Annotated in this window: 12 protein-coding genes and 1 riboswitch; of the genes, 7 read left to right on the forward strand and 5 right to left on the reverse strand. The window is 74.3% G+C overall.

Translation table 11 applies throughout. From position 1 onward, the window contains the following. Positions 1 to 17: 17 nt before the first annotated feature. From cbiE to ACFXPX_RS34265, 5 genes are all read left to right on the forward strand, one after another. Positions 18 to 1,259, forward strand: coding sequence for a precorrin-6y C5,15-methyltransferase (decarboxylating) subunit CbiE (gene cbiE, locus ACFXPX_RS34245; RefSeq protein ID WP_380644403.1), 1,242 nt, complete (start codon positions 18 to 20; stop codon positions 1,257 to 1,259). After that, positions 1,256 to 2,017, forward strand: coding sequence for a precorrin-4 C(11)-methyltransferase (gene cobM / locus ACFXPX_RS34250; protein ID WP_360238836.1), 762 nt, complete (start codon positions 1,256 to 1,258; stop codon positions 2,015 to 2,017). Before cbiE ends, cobM begins: the two co-directional genes overlap by 4 nt. After that, positions 2,014 to 2,793 carry a cobalt-precorrin-6A reductase gene (locus tag ACFXPX_RS34255; RefSeq protein ID WP_380644405.1) on the forward strand — a complete coding sequence of 260 codons (780 nt, stop codon included), beginning with the start codon at positions 2,014 to 2,016 and terminating at the stop codon, positions 2,791 to 2,793. The genes cobM and ACFXPX_RS34255 overlap by 4 nt, the downstream gene beginning before the upstream one ends. A gap of 105 nt (positions 2,794 to 2,898) precedes the next feature. Then, positions 2,899 to 3,402, forward strand: coding sequence for a DinB family protein (locus ACFXPX_RS34260; protein WP_375885043.1), 504 nt, complete (start codon positions 2,899 to 2,901; stop codon positions 3,400 to 3,402). A gap of 78 nt (positions 3,403 to 3,480) precedes the next feature. Beyond that, the gene (locus ACFXPX_RS34265; RefSeq protein WP_380644407.1) at positions 3,481 to 3,987 is read left to right on the forward strand and encodes a protein phosphatase; all 507 of its coding nucleotides are present in this window, start codon (positions 3,481 to 3,483) and stop codon (positions 3,985 to 3,987) included. Between the two features lie 25 nt (positions 3,988 to 4,012). Here ACFXPX_RS34265 and ACFXPX_RS34270 read toward each other — a convergent pair whose 3' ends face one another. Further along, positions 4,013 to 5,542, reverse strand: coding sequence for a UDP-N-acetylglucosamine 1-carboxyvinyltransferase (locus ACFXPX_RS34270; RefSeq protein ID WP_375885038.1), 1,530 nt, complete (start codon positions 5,540 to 5,542; stop codon positions 4,013 to 4,015). Between the two features lie 174 nt (positions 5,543 to 5,716). Next, a complete protein-coding gene (locus ACFXPX_RS34275; RefSeq protein ID WP_380644408.1) occupies positions 5,717 to 6,916 on the reverse strand; it encodes a cobalt-precorrin-5B (C(1))-methyltransferase in 1,200 nt (399 codons plus the stop codon). A 302-nt stretch (positions 6,917 to 7,218) separates the two neighbouring features. Between ACFXPX_RS34275 and ACFXPX_RS34280 the strand changes: the two genes are divergently transcribed. After that, positions 7,219 to 8,958, forward strand: coding sequence for a TIGR03767 family metallophosphoesterase (locus ACFXPX_RS34280; protein WP_380644409.1), 1,740 nt, complete (start codon positions 7,219 to 7,221; stop codon positions 8,956 to 8,958). A gap of 86 nt (positions 8,959 to 9,044) precedes the next feature. Here ACFXPX_RS34280 and ACFXPX_RS34285 read toward each other — a convergent pair whose 3' ends face one another. From ACFXPX_RS34285 to ACFXPX_RS34295, 3 genes are read right to left on the reverse strand one after another with little or no spacing between them, the layout of a single operon-like run. Beyond that, positions 9,045 to 10,583, reverse strand: a complete 1,539-nt coding sequence (locus ACFXPX_RS34285) for a precorrin-2 C(20)-methyltransferase (protein ID WP_380644411.1) — start codon at positions 10,581 to 10,583, stop codon at positions 9,045 to 9,047. After that, the gene (locus tag ACFXPX_RS34290; RefSeq protein WP_375885028.1) at positions 10,580 to 11,206 is read right to left on the reverse strand and encodes a precorrin-8X methylmutase; all 627 of its coding nucleotides are present in this window, start codon (positions 11,204 to 11,206) and stop codon (positions 10,580 to 10,582) included. Before ACFXPX_RS34290 ends, ACFXPX_RS34285 begins: the two co-directional genes overlap by 4 nt. Continuing rightward, complete coding sequence (locus ACFXPX_RS34295; protein WP_380644412.1) at positions 11,203 to 12,486, reverse strand: hypothetical protein; 1,284 nt, start codon at positions 12,484 to 12,486, stop codon at positions 11,203 to 11,205. Before ACFXPX_RS34295 ends, ACFXPX_RS34290 begins: the two co-directional genes overlap by 4 nt. Before the next feature lie 283 nt (positions 12,487 to 12,769). Further along, positions 12,770 to 12,855, forward strand: a riboswitch (cobalamin riboswitch). A 157-nt stretch (positions 12,856 to 13,012) separates the two neighbouring features. Here ACFXPX_RS34295 and cobN point away from each other — a divergent pair. Next, positions 13,013 to 16,651 carry a cobaltochelatase subunit CobN gene (gene cobN, locus ACFXPX_RS34300; RefSeq protein WP_380644413.1) on the forward strand — a complete coding sequence of 1,213 codons (3,639 nt, stop codon included), beginning with the start codon at positions 13,013 to 13,015 and terminating at the stop codon, positions 16,649 to 16,651. Positions 16,652 to 16,779 lie beyond the last annotated feature (128 nt).

The raw sequence follows: 16,779 nt of genomic DNA on the forward strand, positions 1-16,779 counted from the left end.
CCACGAGGAGCCACCCGGTGCCCGAGCTGCCCCCTCCGATCACCGTCGTCGGGATCGGGGCCGACGGCTGGCCCGGCCTCGCCGCCGGATCCCGGGCCGCGCTGCAAGCCGCCGAGGTGGTCATCGGCGGCCCCCGACAGCTGGAACTGCTCCCCCGCGACACCGTCCCCGCCGAGCGCCTCGCCTGGCCGTCCCCGCTGCGCCCGGCCGTCCCGGGGCTGCTCGCCGAGCACGCCGGGCGCCGCATCGCCGTCCTGGCCAGCGGCGACCCGATGTTCTTCGGCATCGGCCGCACCCTCGCCGAGACCGTCGGCGCCGAGCGGTTGCGCGTCCTGCCGCACCCCTCCTCCGTCTCCTACGCCTGCGCCCGGCTCGGCTGGCCGCTGGAGGCGACCGAGGTGGTCAGCCTGGTCGGCCGACCGCCGGCCACGCTCGCCCTCGCCCTCCACCCCGGCCGCCGACTGCTGGTGCTCAGCGCCGACGCCGGCACCCCCGCCACCGTCGCCGCCCTGCTCACCGAGCACGGCTTCGGCACCGCCCGGCTGCGCGTGCTGGAGCAACTCGGCGACGACGCCCGCGAACGGGAGCTCGACGGCCGCGCCGACGACTGGCCGCACCCGCCCGGCGACCCGCTGAACCTGATCGCCGTCGAACTCGGCGACGGCCCGCGCGGCTCGCTCGTCCCCGGTCTGCCGGACGAGGCGTACGAGAGCGACGGCCAGCTCACCAAGCGGCACGTCCGCGCCGCCACCCTGGCCACCCTCGCCCCCTCTCCCGGAGAACTGCTCTGGGACGTCGGCGGCGGCTCCGGCTCGATCGCCGTCGAGTGGCTGCGCGCCCATCGGGACTGTCGGGCCGTCAGCGTCGAGCGCGACCCGGCCCGGGCCGACCGGATCGCCCGCAACGCCGCCGCGCTGGGCGTGCCCCGACTCCGGGTGGTGACCGGCCGCGCCCCCGAGGCGCTCGCCGAACTCCCCACCCCCGACGCCGTGTTCATCGGCGGCGGCCTCACCGCCCCCGGCCTGCTGGACGGCTGCTGGGCCGCGCTGCGCCCCGGCGGACGGCTGGTCGCCAACACCGTGACGCTGGAGTCCGAGGCGCTGCTCACCGAGTGGTACCGGCGCCACGGCGGGGAGTTGGTCAAACTGGCCGTCGCCCACGCCGTCCCGGTCGGCGGTTTCACCGGGTGGCGGCAGGCCATGCCGGTCACCCAGTGGTCCGCCGTCAAGCCCAACACCCCCCAGGAGGACGCCTCGTGACCGTCTACTTCATCGGAGCCGGCCCGGGCGCCGCCGACCTGATCACCCTGCGCGGCCAGCGCCTCCTGGCCCGCGCCGAGGTCTGCCTCTACGCCGGCAGCCTCGTCCCGCGCGAACTGCTGGACGAGTGCCCGCCCGGCGCCCGGCTGGTCGACACCGCCCAGCTCAACCTGGACCAGATCGTCGCCGAGCTGGTCGCCGCGCACGAGGCCGGCCGGGACGTCGCCCGGCTGCACTCCGGCGACCCCTCCGTCTTCTCCGCCGTCGCCGAGCAGATGCGCCGGCTGGACGCGGCCGGGGTGCCGTACGAGGTGGTCCCCGGCGTTCCCGCCTTCGCCGCCGCCGCGGCCGCGTTGAAGCGGGAGTTGACGGTACCGACCGTCGGCCAGACCGTCATCCTCACCCGGATCGCCAAGCGCGCCACCCCGATGCCCGAGGGCGAGGACCTCGCCACCCTCGGCCGCAGCGGCGCCCTGCTGGTGCTGCACCTGGCGGCCGGCTACGTGGACGACGTGGTCGAGCAGCTGCTCCCGCACTACGGCGCCGACTGCCCGGCCGCCGTGGTCGCGATGGCCAGCCGCCCCGACGAGCTGGTGCTGCGCGGCACGCTGGCCGACATCGCCGGGCAGGTCAAGGCGGCGGGCGTGGTGCGCACCGCCGTCATCCTGGTCGGCCGCACCCTCGCCGCCGAGCAGTTCCGCGACAGCCACCTCTACTCGGCGGACCGCGAGCGGCCGCACGAGCCCTGCGGCGCATGAGCCCCGACGGCCGTACTCGCACCCCCGCCCACGTACTGGTCCTCGGCGGGACGACCGAGGGGCGGGCGCTGGCCGCCGCACTGGACGGCCGGCCGGGCCTGCGGGTCACCAGCTCGCTGGCCGGTCGGGTCTCCCAACCCCGGCTGCCCGTCGGCGAGGTGCGGATCGGCGGCTTCGGCGGCCCGGACGGGCTGGCCGACTGGCTGCGGGCCGAGGCGGTGGACGCCGTGGTCGACGCCACCCACCCGTTCGCCGCCGGGATGTCGCACAACGCCGCCCTCGCGGCCGCCGCCACCGGCGTGCCGCTGCTGGTGCTGCGCCGCCCCGGTTTCGCACCCGTCGCCGGGGACCGCTGGCACCTCGCCCCTTCCCTGACGGCCGCCGCCGCGCTGCTGCCCGGTCTCGGCCGCCGGGTCTTCCTCAGCTCCGGCCGCCAGGGCATCGCCGCCTTCGCCCACCTGGACGGGCTGCACTTCCTGGCCCGCTCGGTGGACCGGCCGGAGCCGCCGCTGCCGCTCTCGCTCGAAGTCCTGCTGGACCGCGGCCCGTTCACCCTCGACGGCGAGCGGGAACTGCTGCGCGAGCACCGGATCGACGTGGTCGTCACCAAGGACAGCGGCGGCGCGGCGACCGCGCCCAAGCTGACCGCCGCCCGTGAACTCGGGCTGCCCGTGGTCGTGGTGGAACGCCCACCGGTGCCGGCCGGCCTGCCGGTGTCACCGGACGTGGCGGGCGCGGTGCGCTGGCTGGAGCAGCGGGCCCGAGTCCGGGCCTGAGTCCGGGCCTTGTTCCGGGCGGGAAGCCGGTCGGGCGTCCGGGTACGTGTCCGGTCAGTGGAATATGGCGCGCGGGCACGCCGGTGGGACTGCCAGAGTGGCCGGATGACCGATGATCAGCGCACCATCACCCTGCAGACCGCCGACGAGCGGGCCACTCTGACCAGCTTCCTCGACCACCAGCGCGACACCCTGGCGATGAAGTGCGTCGGCCTCAGCACCGAACAGCTCCGCACCCGCGTGCTGGAGCCCTCCGCACTCTCCCTGCTCGGGCTGGTCCGCCACCTCGCCGAGGTGGAACGCGGCTGGTTCCGCAACGTCCTCAACGGCGAGGACAGGCGCGGCTTCTGGAAGCACCCCGACGACACCTCCGCCGAGTGGGACGTCGAGACCGCCGACCCGGAGGAGGCCTTCGCGGTCTGGCGCCGCGAGTGCGACCACGCACGGGAACTCGTCGCCGCCGCAGAGTCGTTGGACGTCCTGGGCCACTACGGCGAGGAGGCGTTCTCGCTGCGCTGGATCCTCACTCACATGATCGAGGAGTACGCCCGCCACAACGGCCACGCCGACCTCCTGCGCGAGCACCTCGACGGCAGCACGGGCGAGTAGCCCCGGCAGCGAGTCCCGGGGAGAGCGGCCGCACGGGCGCGCAGGCACGCGGGGGCCGGCGGGCCGGAAGGAGCAGGAATGCGGACCCGCCAGAAGGACCGCGACGCCCACGGGCCGCAGGAGCCCTGGAACGAGATCGTCCCCGGGCTCTGGATGGGCGGGCACTACTGCACCCCGCCCGGCGGTGAGCTCCAACCCGTCGTCGCCGGGCGGCAGTTCGACCTGGTCGTCAGCCTCTTCACGCTCCCCGGCCACGGCCCGGCCCCGGGGGTCGAGCACGTCGTCCGGGAGGTGCCCGACGAGCCGCTCTCCCCCGGTCAGCTGCTCGCCGTCCAGGAGGCCGCGGAACTCACCGCCGCCGCCGTGCGCCGGGGCCGCCGGACGCTGGTGCGCTGCCACTCGGGCTACAACCGCTCGGGCCTGGTGGTCGCCCAGGCGCTGGTCGCCCTCGGGCACGAGCCGGACGGGGCGGTCCGGCTGATCCGGGAGCGGCGGTCGCCCTGGGTGCTGAACAACCCGGTGTTCGTGGACTACCTGAACACCGGGTTGGACGTGGCGATCCTGCTGACCGGCCTCAGCGGTTGAGGCAAGCGCGGAAGGTGACGGACCGTCAGATGTCGCGGAAGGTCTCGATCTGGGCGCCGATGGAGTTGAGGCGCTCGGCAAGGTCCTCGTAACCGCGGTTGATGACGTAGACGTTGCGCAGCACCGAGGTGCCCTGGGCGGCGAGCATCGCGAGCAGGATGACCACGGCCGGACGCAGGGCCGGCGGGCACATCATCTCGGCGGCGCGCCAGCGGGTCGGGCCCTGGACCAGGACGCGGTGCGGGTCGAGCAGCTTGACGTCCGCGCCGAGCCGGGTCAGCTCGGTGAGGTAGATCGCGCGGTTGTCGTAGACCCAGTCGTGGATCATCGTGGTGCCGTGCGCGGCCGCGGCGATGGCGGCGAAGAACGGCACGTTGTCGATGTTGATGCCGGGGAACGGCATCGGGTGGATGGTGTCGATCGGCGCGGTCAGCTTGGAGGGGCGCACGGTGAGGTCGACCAGCCGGGTGTGGCCGTTGTGGGCCCGGTACTCCGGGGTCCGGTCGTAGTCGAGGCCCATGCCCTCCAGCACCGCGAGCTCGATCTCCAGGAACTCGATCGGCACCCGGCGGATCGTCAGCTCGGAGGAGGTGACGACGGCGGCGGCGAGCAGGCTCATCGCCTCCACCGGGTCCTCGGCCGGGGTGTAGTCGACGTCGCAGCTGATCTCCGGGACGCCGTGGACGGTGAGGGTCGTGGTGCCGATGCCCTCGATCTTCACGCCCAGCTTCTCCAGGAAGAAGCAGAGGTCCTGGACCATGTAGTTGGGCGAGGCGTTGCGGATGACGCTCACGCCGTCGTGCCGCGCGGCGGCCAGCAGGGCGTTCTCGGTGACGGTGTCCCCGCGCTCGGTCAACACGATCGGGCGGTCCAGCGGGGTGCCCGGCTCGACCGAGGCGTGGTAGGCGCCGCCGGTGGTGGCGACCTCCAGGCCGAAGCGCCGCAGCGCCGTCAGGTGCGGCTGGACGGTACGGGTGCCGAGGTCGCAGCCGCCCGCGTACGGGATCGCGAAGTGCTGGGCGCGGTGCATCAGCGGGCCGAGGAACATCAGCACGCTGCGGGTGCGGCGGGCGGCCTCGACGTCCATCGCGGCGAGGTCGAGCTCGGCCGGCGGGGTGAGTTCGAGGTCGCGGCCCTCGTTCAGCCAGCGGCTCTTGACGCCGATGCTGGTGAGCACCTCGAGGATGCGGTAGACCTCCTCGATCCGGGCGACGCTGCGGATCGTGGTGCGGCCGGTGGTCAGCAGCGAGGCGCAGAGGATCGCGACGCAGGCGTTCTTGCTGCTGCGGACCTCGATCGCGCCGGAGAGGCGGGTGCCGCCGGTGACCCGGAGGTGCATCGGGCCGGAGTAGCCGAGGGAGACGATCTCGCTGTTGAGGGCATCGCCGATGCGCGCGATCATCTCAAGGCTGACGTTCTGCTTGCCCTGTTCGATGCGGTTGACGGCGCTCTGGCTGGTGCCGAGCGCCTCGCCGAGCTGCGCCTGGGACCAGCCGCGATGCTGACGCGCGGTACGGATGAGGGTGCCGATACGGGTGAGGTAGTCGCCTGTCACTCGGCAGACCATATCTCATGGTTGAGATGGCACCAGAATCAAGAGCGGACGTGGCGCCACTTTTGTCCGTTTCTCACCCCGTATGAGCCCTGGATCTTCACATCACCGCACGACAGTTCTGAGGTTCCGCTGCACGGGTGAGTCGGCCGACCCCGGGCACCGACTGGGCGCCGCTCAGGGGCCGAGCGGCTCCGCCCGACCGACGACGGCGCCCGCGCGGTCGATGCAGATGACGTCCACCGCGACCGGTGAACCGCGCAGCACCCCGAGCGCCGTCGCCCGGGCCGCCTCGGCGACCAGGTCCCCCAGCAGCACCCCGGCCGCCCGACACAACTGCACTGCCTCCAGGCCGGTGTTGGCCGCCGCCACCGCCGCGGCCAGCTCCTCGTCCGCCCCGCCCTGCCGGGCCAGTTCGGCCAGGTAGCCCTTGTCCACCTGGGAGCGCGCCGAGTGCAGGTCGAGGTGCCCGTGGGCGAGCTTGGACAGCTTGGCGAAGCCGCCCGCGATGGTCAGTCGCGGCACCGGGTGGCGCTTGAGGTACTTGAGGACGGCCCCGGCGAAGTCGCCCATGTCCAGCAGGGCGTCCTCGGGCAGTCCGTGCACCGCGACCGCGACCTTCTCCGAGGTCGAACCGGTGCAGCCCGCGACGTGGGTGCGCCCGGCCGCCCGGGCCACGTCCACCCCGCGACGGATCGAGTCGATCCAGGCCGAACAGGAGTAGGGGACGACGATCCCGGTGGTGCCGAGGATCGACAGCCCGCCGAGGATGCCGAGCCGGGGGTTCCAGGTCGAGCGGGCGATCTCCTCACCGTGGTCGACGGAGACCTCCACCACCACGTCCCCGCCACCACCGTGCGCCGCCGCCACCTCGGCCACCGCGTCGCGGATCATCTGCCGGGGCACCGGGTTGATCGCGGGCTCACCGACCGCCAGCGGCAGGCCGGCCTTGGTGACGGTGCCGACCCCGGGACCGGCCCGGAACACCACGCCGGTGCCGGGCTCGCCGAGCCGTACGGTCGCGCGGATCAGGGCGCCGTGGGTCACGTCGGGGTCGTCGCCGGCGTCCTTGACCACTCCGGCCGTGGCGGCGACCGGCCGCTGGGCGGCGGCGGGGGAGCCGTCGGCGGCGGGCGAGCCGTCGGCGGCGGCCGGCTCGGCGGCGAGGACCAGCTCCTCGACCGCGAGGGCGAAGGCGGGCTGCTGGCCCTTGGGGAGGGTGATGGTCACCGGGTCCGGGAACTCGCCGGTGAGCAGCGCCGTGTACGCGGCCTTGGTGGCGGCGGTGGCGCAGGCGCCCGTTGTCCAGCCGTGCCGCAGACCGCTGCTCTTCAGCTGACCGGCCCGGCCTCCCGCCCCGCCTCCCGCTGCGGCCACCTGCGCCTCGCTTCCGCAATCCGATCACGCCCGCCCCGACCACCGCGGTCGCGCCCGCCGATTCTCCCCCATCCACCCCGCCGCACGGCGCCCGGGGGCGTGCGCGCGGCCGAGGCCGGTACCCGGCCAGCGGCCAGCGAGGAGAGCCCCCCGCCGTTCTCGAACTGTTCTCCGCACGGGTCTCGCTCCGTGCGACTACCAGCGAGTAATCTGTCGGTCCGTTATTTAGCGGGTTCATGACGTGGTCCGGCGACCGGGGCACCCGGCCGGGCCGCCAGTATGTGGGGGTTTCTGTGGCAGGCATGAGACGTCGTACGTTCCTGACCGGCACCTCGGTGGCCGCCGCCTGGTCGGCCCTGTCCCTGGGCGGCGCCCAGCTCGCCTCGGCCACGGGCCGGGACCGGGCGCTGGCGACCACGGCCGCGCGGGCCGTCAACGTCACCGGGACCACCCTGGAGCAGGTGGCCACGCCGACCGGGGCCGGCCCCTACAAGCGGCTGGCGGCCGGGCCGGGTTGGCCGCTGGTGGTGCGCGGGGAGCTCGCGGCCCCCGGCAGCGGGCGGGACGACCGCCGCACCGGGCTGGCCAGCTTCGTCCAGTTCAGCGACCTGCACCTGGTGGACACCGAGTCCCCGGTGCGCTTCGAGTTCCTGGCCAAGTTCAACGACAGCGCCTACCGGCCGCAGGAGGCCCTGAACGCCCGTGGCGTCTCGGCCCTGGTCGAGCGGGTCAACTCGCTCGCCGGCGGCCCCTACACCGGCATGCCGTTCAGCCTGGTGATGGCCACCGGTGACAACACCGACAACCACGAGCTGGCCGAGCTGGACTGGTACCTCACCGTCATGGGCGGTGGGCGGATGGCCCAGAACACCGGCGACCCGACCCGCTACGAGGGCGTGCAGAACTCCGGCAACTCGGCCTTCTGGAACCCCGAACTCGCCTACGCCGACGTCTACAAGGCGAAGGGCTTCCCGCAGGTGCCCGGCTTCCTGTCCGCGGCCGGCCGCCCCTTCGACGCACCGGGCCTCACGACCCCCTGGTACACCACCGTCGGCAACCACGACGACAGCATCGAGGGCTCGCTGCCCGACTTCGGACTGCTGAACGACCTCTACACGGGCGGGCTCAAGCTGGAGGGCTGCGACGACGCGACCGCCGCCCAGCTGATGGACTCGCTGCGGCGCGACCCGGCGGGCGCCGTCCTGCTGCTGGGCAAGCTGCTCGCGAACGGCGAGGCGGTGCGCCGGGTCACCCCGGACGAGCGCCGCCACCCGTTCACCCTCAAGCAGTTCGCCAAGGCCCACCTCGACCCGGCCGTCACCGGCGCCGGCCCCTACGGGCACGGCTTCACCTCGGACATGGTGAGCAGCGGCAAGCTCTACTACACCTTCCGGATCTCGGAGAAGGTCCTCGGCATCAGCCTGGACACCACCAACCAGGCCGGATTCGCCGACGGTTCGCTCGGCACCGCTCAACTGCACTGGCTTGAGCAGCAGTTGAAGAACCACAGCGGGCACTGGTACGACACCAACGGGAACCGGGTGACCGGTGGCAGCACCGACGACGTGATCATGGTGTTCAGCCACCACACCAGCGGCTCGATGGGCAACCTGCTGCCCGACCCGCGCAACATCTTCGAGAAGCGGCACGACGGCAACGAGTTGACCGCCCTGCTGCAGCGCTACCCGAACGTGGTCGCCTGGGTGAACGGGCACACCCACATGAACAAGATCACCGCGCACGGCCACGCGGTGCCGGAGCGGGCGTTCTGGGAGATCAACACCGCTTCGCACATCGACTACCCGCAGCACGGGCGGATCATCGAGGTCGCGGACAACGGCGACGGCACCCTGTCGCTGTTCACCACGCTGATCGAGTCCTCCGCACCGTACGCGACGGACTTCGGCAGCACCTCGGACACCAACCTGGCGGCGCTGTACCGCGAGCTCTCGTACAACGACCCCAACGGCCGGGTCTCCGCCCTGCTCGGCGCCGGGGAGGACCACAACACCGAGCTGCTGATCACCAAGCCGACCCGGTGACGGCCGCCGGCTGACAGCTGACAGCTGACAGAGAACAGAAAACAGCTGACAGATTTCATCATCTGTCAGCTGTTCTCCGTCATCCGTTACACGTCCTCCGGGTACCGCCGGGGCGTCCAGACGACCTCGACCCCGCCGCCCCGCTCGACCGCCCGGGTCTGCGAGGAGCCGATCAGCAGGATGGTCCGCATGTCGACCAGCGCCGGGTCCAGCTCGCCCAGCCGGACGATCCGGACCCGCTCGGTCGGCCCGCCGACGTCGCGGGCCATCACCACCGGGGTCTCCGGCGCGCGGTACTCCAGCAGCAGGTCCCTGGTCAGGCCGACCTGGGTGGTGCGGGACTTCGAGCCCGGGTTGTACAGCGCCAGCACCAGGTCCGCCTCGGCGGCGGCGCGCAGCCGCTTGGCCACCACGTCCCAGGGCTTGAGCCGGTCCGAGAGCGACACCACCGCGTAGTCGTGCCCGAGCGGGGCGCCCGCCCGGGAGGCGGCCGCGTGGGCGGCGGTCATCCCGGGGACGATCCGCACCGGCACGTCCCGGTAGTGCGGCTCGCAGGCGACCTCCAGCACGGCGGTGGCCATCGCGAACACCCCCGGGTCGCCCGAGGAGACCACGCAGACCCGGTGCCCGCGCCGGGCGAGGTCCAGGGCGAACTCGGCGCGCTCCGACTCGACCTTGTTGTCCGAACCGTGCCGCCGCTGCCCCGGCCGCTCGGGCACCCGGTCCAGGTAGGTGGTGTAGCCGACCAGGTCGGTGGCCTCGGTCAGCGCACCGCGCGCCTCGGCGGTGAGCCAGAGCGGCCCGGCCGGCCCGGTGCCGACCACGGTCACGCTGCCGACGCCGTCCGCGAGCCGGACGGTCGGCTCCAGCGGTGCGACCTTGCTCGGCAGCACCGCCACCGAGAAGTAGGGGACGCTCTCCCCCTCGACCTCGGCGAGCGGCGCGATCCGCTCCCCGTCCATGAAGGCCCGCTCCACGTACTGGGCGTCCTCCAGCCGGCCGGCCCGCTCCAGCGCCCGCCGGACGGTCGGGAAGGTGCGGCCCAGCTTCATGATCACCGCGGAGTCGGCGGCGGCGATCCGCGCCGTGAGCTCCTCCTCGGGCAGCGTGCCGGGGATGACGGTGAGGGTTTCCTCGGCCTCGGTCAGCGGCTGCCCGAGTCGGGCGGCGGCCGCGCTGACCGAGGTCACGCCGGGCACCACCTCGGTCGGGTAGCGGTGCGCGAGGCGCTTGTGCATGTGCTGGTAGGAGCCGTAGAACAGCGGGTCGCCCTCGGCGAGGACGACGACGTCGCGGCCGGCGTCCAGGTGGGCGGCCAGCCGGGCAGCGGCCTCCTCGTAGAACTCGTCCAACGCGCCCCGGTAGCCGCCGGGGTGGTCGGTGGTCTCCACGGTGAGCGGGTAGACCAGCTTCTCCTCGATCTGACCACCCGTCAGGTAGCGTTCGGCGATCGAGCGCGCGATGGAGCGGCCGTGCCGGGCGCTGTGGTAGGCCACCACGTCGGCCTTGCCGATGAGTTCGGCCGCGCGGACGGTCACCAGCGAGGGGTCGCCCGGGCCGAGCCCGACGCCGTACAGTCGTCCGGTCCCCTCGGATCCGGCGGAAGCGATCTGACTGTCCGTCACTCTTCTTCGCTCGCAATCGCGTTGATGGCAGCGGCGGCCATCGCGCTGCCGCCGCGCCGGCCGCGCACCACCAAGTGCTCCAGGCCGGAGGGGTGTTCGGCCAGCGCCTGCTTGGACTCGGCGGCGCCGATGAAGCCGACCGGCACGCCGATCACCGCGGCCGGGCGGGGAGCGCCCGCCTCGATCATCTCCAGCAGCCGGAACAGCGAGGTCGGGGCGTTGCCGACGGCCACCACCGCGCCCTCCAGTCGGGGCAGCCACAGCTCCATGGCCGCCGCACTGCGGGTGTTGCCCATCGCGCGGGCCAGCTCGGGCACCGAGGGGTCGGTGAGGGTGCAGACCACCTCGTTGTCGGCGGGCAGCCGCTTGCGGGTCACCCCGCTCGCCACCATGTTGACGTCGCACAGGATCGGCGCACCGGCGTGCAGCGCCGCGCGCGCCGAGGCGACCACGCCGGGCGAGTACACCAGGTCCTCGACCAGGTCGGTCATCCCGCAGGCGTGGATCATCCGCACCGCGACCTGGGAGACGTCCGCCGGGAGGGCGGCCAGATCGGCCTCCGCGCGGATGGTGGCAAAGGACTGGCGGTAGATGGACGCGCCGTCCTTCTCGTACTCGATCACTTCGTGGTCCTCCTGGCCTCGGCGACCGCCTCGGCCATCTCCTCGTTCGTCACGTCCACCGGAACGTCCGCGGGGGTTCCCGCGGTCGTGGCCGGCCCGTTCACCGTCACCCGATAGCCGTGCCCCGTGGCGAGCACGTCCACCCACTGCCCGGCCGGGTGGCCGCAGCGCCGCTCGCAGCCCGACCAGTGGACGGGCAGTCCGCCGCCCCCGGCCGCCGGCGCCCCGCGCTCCAACGCCCGGGCCGCGTCGGCCCGTACGTCGGCCAGCGACTTAGCGCAGCCCGGCAGCCCGGTGCAGGCGGTGGCCCGCTCCCAGGCCGAGCCGGGCTCGGTCCGCAACCCCGCGGCCGCCAGCGTGGGCAGCCGGTCGGCGGGGGCGCCGGGCAGCACCGCGCCCCGCCAGGGGGTCAGCCGCAGTTCGCCGGTCGAGGCGGCGACCAGCGCGCGCCACTGGCCGGCGTCGGCCCGCCCGAAGCGCATGCCGACCGAGAGCCCGCCGGGCAGCGCGCCGATCCCGGGCCGCGCACCGGCCCCGGCGGCAGCGGCCCCGACGGCACCGGCCCCGGCGAAGGCGGGCAGCGGCACCGTGCCGGCCGGCAGCAGTTCGGGCACCTCGCGCAGGTGCCAGGCCTTGCGGCCGACGCCGCGCAGCGCGTCCAGGAAGGCGCGGGCCGCGTCCAGCACGGCCGTCACCTCCCGTCCGGCCTCGACCGGCTGCCCGTGGGCGGCCCGTCCGAGCCGCAGCAGCGCGGGGCCGTCCGAGGCTGCGATCAATGTCACATCGGCGTCGAGCGCGGCGACGTCGCCCCGCCCGTCGTCCAGCGCGAACAGGAACTTGCCGGAGAGTCCGGCCGCCCAGTCGCTCGCGCACAGCCGCGCGTCCAGTTCGCGCACCCAGGCCTGCACGTCGGCGTGCCCGGCCGCGCCCAGCCCGGCCAGCGGCGAGGCGACGATGTTGCGCACCCGCTCGTGGGTGTCCGAGGGCAGCAGTCCGACGGCGCGCAGCCGGTCGGCGAGTTCGGCCCCGCAGTCCGCGGCCAGGCCGCGGAGTTGGACGTTGCCGCGCGAGGTGGTCTCCAACTCCCCGTCGCCCAGGGCCTCTGCGGCCTCAACCAGGGCCAGTGCCTGACGGTCCGTCAGCAGTCCGCCGGGCAGTCGGACCCGGGCGAGGCCGCCGTCGTCGGCGGCGTGCAGGCGGAGCGCCCCGGGGCAGGCGTCGGCGCGCCCCCGGTCGGGCACGGCGGCGCCCGGCGCGGTGGCGTCGGGTGTCGGTGGCATGGCGGCGAGCATACAGATGATCCGATCGCTTGCCTCCGTCCGCTGCATCACACCGGCGGCACGCCGGGCAGCACGGCGGAGCACGCCGAACCGGCCGCCCGGCGCCGGTGAGCGCCGTACGCCGGGCGCCGTACGCCGGACAGTGCGCCCGCCCGTGCGCCGGGCGGCGGCCCGCCCGTGCCCCGGGCCCGGCGAAGCCGCCCCTCCCCCAGGTCAGCCGTACCCCGTACGATGCTGGCGGGCGGTCCCCAGCGGGCCGCCCGACGCCAGCGACGGCGCAGGGGAGGAAACCGGTGCAAGCCCGGTGCGGTCCCGCCACTGTGACCGCGGTTCACCGGGAGACCGGTCGGCCGCGGGAGCCAGGAACTCCCGCCGTCCTCCACCGGCCCGGGGCGCGGACCCCGAGGAAGGCAGAAATGCACCAGCGCTGTCGCATGCCCGCGCCCGTTCCACCGGCCACCACCGCGGCCGACCCGGCCACCACCGCGGCCATCCTGGCCACCGAAGAGGCCGGGAGGTCCTTCGCATGATCCTGCTGCTGTCCACGTCCGACACCGACCTGCTCAGCGCCCGAGCCGCCACCGGACCGGTCCCGTACCGGCTCGGCAACCCGGCCCGGCTGACCCCCGAGGACCTGCCCGCACTGCTGGAGGGCACCGACCTGGTCGTGGTCCGCCTGCTCGGTGGTCGCCGCGCCTGGCAGGAGGGCCTGGACGCGCTGCTGGCCGGCCCCCGCCCGGTGGTCGTGCTGACCGGTGAGCAGGCCCCCGACGCCCAGCTGATGGAGCTCTCCACCGTCCCGGCCGGCATCGCCGCCGAGGCGCACGCCTACCTGGCCCACGGCGGCGCGGCCAACCTGGCCGAGCTCGGCGCCTTCCTCTCCGACACCGTGCTGCTCACCGGCCACGGCTTCGCCCCGCCCGCCTCCGCCCCGGCCTGGGGCCCGCTGGAGCGCGAAGCCCGTACGGAGAGCGGCCCGACCATCGCGGTGCTCTACTACCGCGCCCACCACATGAGCGGCAACACCGCCTTCGTGGAGACCCTCTGCCGGGCGATCGAGGACCAGGGCGCCCGGGCCAGGGCCTACTACTGCGCCTCGCTGCGCGGCGCCGAGCCCGAGCTGCTGGCCGCGCTCGGCGAGGCCGACGCGATCGTCACCACCGTGCTCGCCGCCGGCGGCACCCGTCCGGCCGACGCCCAGGCCGGCGGGGACGAGGAGGCCTGGGACGCCGGAGCGCTGGCCGCCCTCGACCGCCCGATCCTCCAGGCGCTCTGCCTCACCTGGTCGCGCGCCCAGTGGGAGGCCAGCGACGACGGCCTGTCCCCGCTGGACACCGCCACCCAGATCGCCGTGCCCGAGTTCGACGGCCGGCTGATCAGCGTCCCGTTCTCCTTCAAGGAGCTGGACGAGGACGGCCTGACCGTCTACGCCGCCGACCCGGAGCGCGCCGCCCGCGTCGCCGGCACGGCCGTCAAGCACGCCCGGCTGCGGCACGTCCCGGCCGCCGAGCGCCGCCTCGCGCTGGTGCTGTCCGCCTACCCGACCAAGCACTCCCGGGTCGGCAACGCCGTCGGCCTGGACACCCCCGCCAGCGCGATGCGCCTGCTGGAGCGGCTGCGCGCGGACGGCATGGACCTCGGCTCCGACCTGCCCGGCTTCAACGCCCCCACCGACGGCGGCGAGGACGCCTCCCACGAGGGCGACGCCCTGATCCACGCCCTGATCGCGGCCGGCGGCTACGACCAGGACTGGCTCACCGAGGACCAGCTGGCCCGCAACCCGGTCCGCATCCCCGCCGCCGACTACCGCCGCTGGTACGCCACCCTCCCCCAGGGCCTGCGCGAGCAGGTCGAGCAGCACTGGGGACCGGCCCCCGGCGAGCTGTACGTGGACCGCTCGCAGAACCCGGACGGCGACATCGTGCTCGCCGCGATCCGCTCCGGGAACCTGCTGGTGCTCATCCAGCCGCCGCGCGGCTTCGGCGAGAACCCGGTCGCGATCTACCACGACCCGGACCTCCCGCCGAGCCACCACTACCTGGCCGCCTACCGCTGGATCCAGGCCGCCCAGGAGGACGGCGGCTTCGGCGCCGACGCCGTCATCCACCTCGGCAAGCACGGCAACCTGGAGTGGCTGCCCGGCAAGACCGCCGCGCTGTCCGCCGAGTGCGGCCCGGACGCCGTCCTCGGCGACCTCCCGCTGATCTACCCCTTCCTGGTCAACGACCCGGGCGAGGGCACCCAGGCCAAGCGCCGCGCCCACGCCACCCTGGTCGACCACCTCGTCCCGCCGATGGCCCGCGCCGACTCCTACGGCGACATCGCGCGGCTGGAGCAGCTGCTCGACGAGCACTCCAACATCGCCGCGATGGACCCGGCCAAGCTGCCCGCGATCCGCGCCCAGATCTGGACCCTGATCCAGGCCGCCAAGCTGGACCACGACCTCGGCCTGGACGAGCGCCCCGAGGACGACGGCTTCGACGACTTCCTGCTGCACGTCGACGGCTGGCTGTGCGAGGTCAAGGACGCCCAGATCCGCGACGGCCTGCACGTCCTCGGCCAGGCCCCGGCCGGCACCGACCGGGTCAACATCGTGCTCGCCATCCTGCGCGCCCGGCAGATCTGGGGCGGCGTCAGCGCGCTGCCCGGCCTGCGCGAGGCACTCGGCCTGGACGAGGCGGCCCTCACCCTCGGCGCCACCGACGCGGCCGAGGCGCAGGCCCGCGCCCTGGTCGAGGCGATGGAGGCCCAGGACTGGGCGCCCGAGGCGGTGGAGAAGGTCGCCGCCGAACTGCCCGAGGGCGTCCGCGGGGCCGTCGGCGAGGTGCTGACCTTCGCCGCCACCCAGGTGGTGCCGCGACTGGCCGCCACCACCGACGAGCTGGACGCCGTGCTGCACGCGCTCCACGGCGGCTTCGTCCCGGCCGGCCCGTCCGGCTCGCCGCTGCGCGGCCTGGTCAACGTGCTGCCGACCGGCCGCAACTTCTACTCCGTCGACCCGAAGGCCGTCCCCAGCAAGCTCGCCTGGGAGACCGGCCAGGCGCTCGCCTCCTCCCTGGTCGAGCGGTACACCGCCGACAACGACGGCGCCTACCCGCCCTCGGTCGGACTCTCGCTCTGGGGCACCAGCGCGATGCGCACCGCCGGCGACGACATCGCCGAGGCCTTCGCCCTGCTCGGCGTCCGCCCGGTCTGGGACGACGCCTCGCGCCGGGTCACCGGCCTGGAGCCGATCCCGCTCGACGAGCTCGGCCGCCCGCGCATCGACGTCACGCTGCGCATCTCCGGCTTCTTCCGGGACGCCTTCCCGCACGTGGTCGCCCTGCTGGACGACGCGGTGCGCCTGGCCGCCGCCCAGGAGGAGCCCGAGGCCGACAACTTCGTGCGCGCCCACGTCCAGGCCGACCTCGCCGTGCACGGCGACGAGCGCAAGGCCACCGTCCGCGTCTTCGGCTCCCGCCCGGGCACCTACGGCGCGGGCCTGCTCCAGCTGATCGACAGCCGGGACTGGCGCACCGACGCCGACCTCGCCGAGGTCTACACCGTCTGGGGCGGCTACGCGTACGGCCGCGGCCTGGACGGGCGCCCGGCGCGCGAGGAGATGGAGACCGCGTACAAGCGGATCACCGTCGCCGCGAAGAACACCGACACCCGCGAGCACGACATCGCCGACTCGGACGACTACTTCCAGTACCACGGCGGCATGGTGGCCACCGTGCGCGCCCTCACCGGCAAGGCCCCGGCCGCCTACATCGGCGACTCGACCCGCCCGGAGACGGTCCGCACCCGCACCCTGACCGAGGAGGCCGCCCGCGTCTTCCGCGCCCGGGTGGTCAACCCGCGCTGGATCGAGGCGATGCGGCGCCACGGCTACAAGGGCGCCTTCGAGATGGCCGCGACGGTCGACTACCTGTTCGGCTACGACGCCACCACGGGCGTGGTCGCGGACTGGATGTACGAGAAGCTCACCCAGGAGTACGTCCTCGACCCGGTCAACCGCGAGTTCCTGGCGGGCGCCAACCCGTGGGCGCTGCACGGCATCAGCGAGCGCCTGCTGGAGGCGGCGAGCCGCGGCCTGTGGGAGCAGCCGGACCCGCAGCTGATCGAGCAGCTGCAGGCCGCGTTCCTGGAGACCGAGGGCGACCTGGAGGGCGACGAGGGCTGACGCCCTCCGACCGTACGGCGGCCGGCCGCGCGCCCCCGGGGCGGGCGGCCGGCCGCGGGTCGGGGGCGGGCATCCCTGCGCGGGTTGCAACGGCGCGGTGCCACGACCGGCCCCGGTCGGCGCGCCGG

It is taken from the genome of Kitasatospora sp. NPDC059146 (assembly GCF_042786665.1).
GTDB lineage: Bacteria > Actinomycetota > Actinomycetes > Streptomycetales > Streptomycetaceae > Kitasatospora.

Excerpts from the sequence above, each read along its gene's own strand:
- ACFXPX_RS34260 (WP_375885043.1), top strand. The coding sequence starts at position 2,899 with ATGACCGATGATCAGCGCACCATCACCCTGCAGACCGCCGACGAGCGG.
- ACFXPX_RS34255 (WP_380644405.1), top strand. The coding sequence starts at position 2,014 with ATGAGCCCCGACGGCCGTACTCGCACCCCCGCCCACGTACTGGTCCTC.
- ACFXPX_RS34295 (WP_380644412.1), bottom strand. The coding sequence starts at position 12,486 with ATGCCACCGACACCCGACGCCACCGCGCCGGGCGCCGCCGTGCCCGAC.
- ACFXPX_RS34265 (WP_380644407.1), top strand. The coding sequence starts at position 3,481 with ATGCGGACCCGCCAGAAGGACCGCGACGCCCACGGGCCGCAGGAGCCC.
- cobN (WP_380644413.1), top strand. The coding sequence starts at position 13,013 with ATGATCCTGCTGCTGTCCACGTCCGACACCGACCTGCTCAGCGCCCGA.
- ACFXPX_RS34280 (WP_380644409.1), top strand. The coding sequence starts at position 7,219 with ATGAGACGTCGTACGTTCCTGACCGGCACCTCGGTGGCCGCCGCCTGG.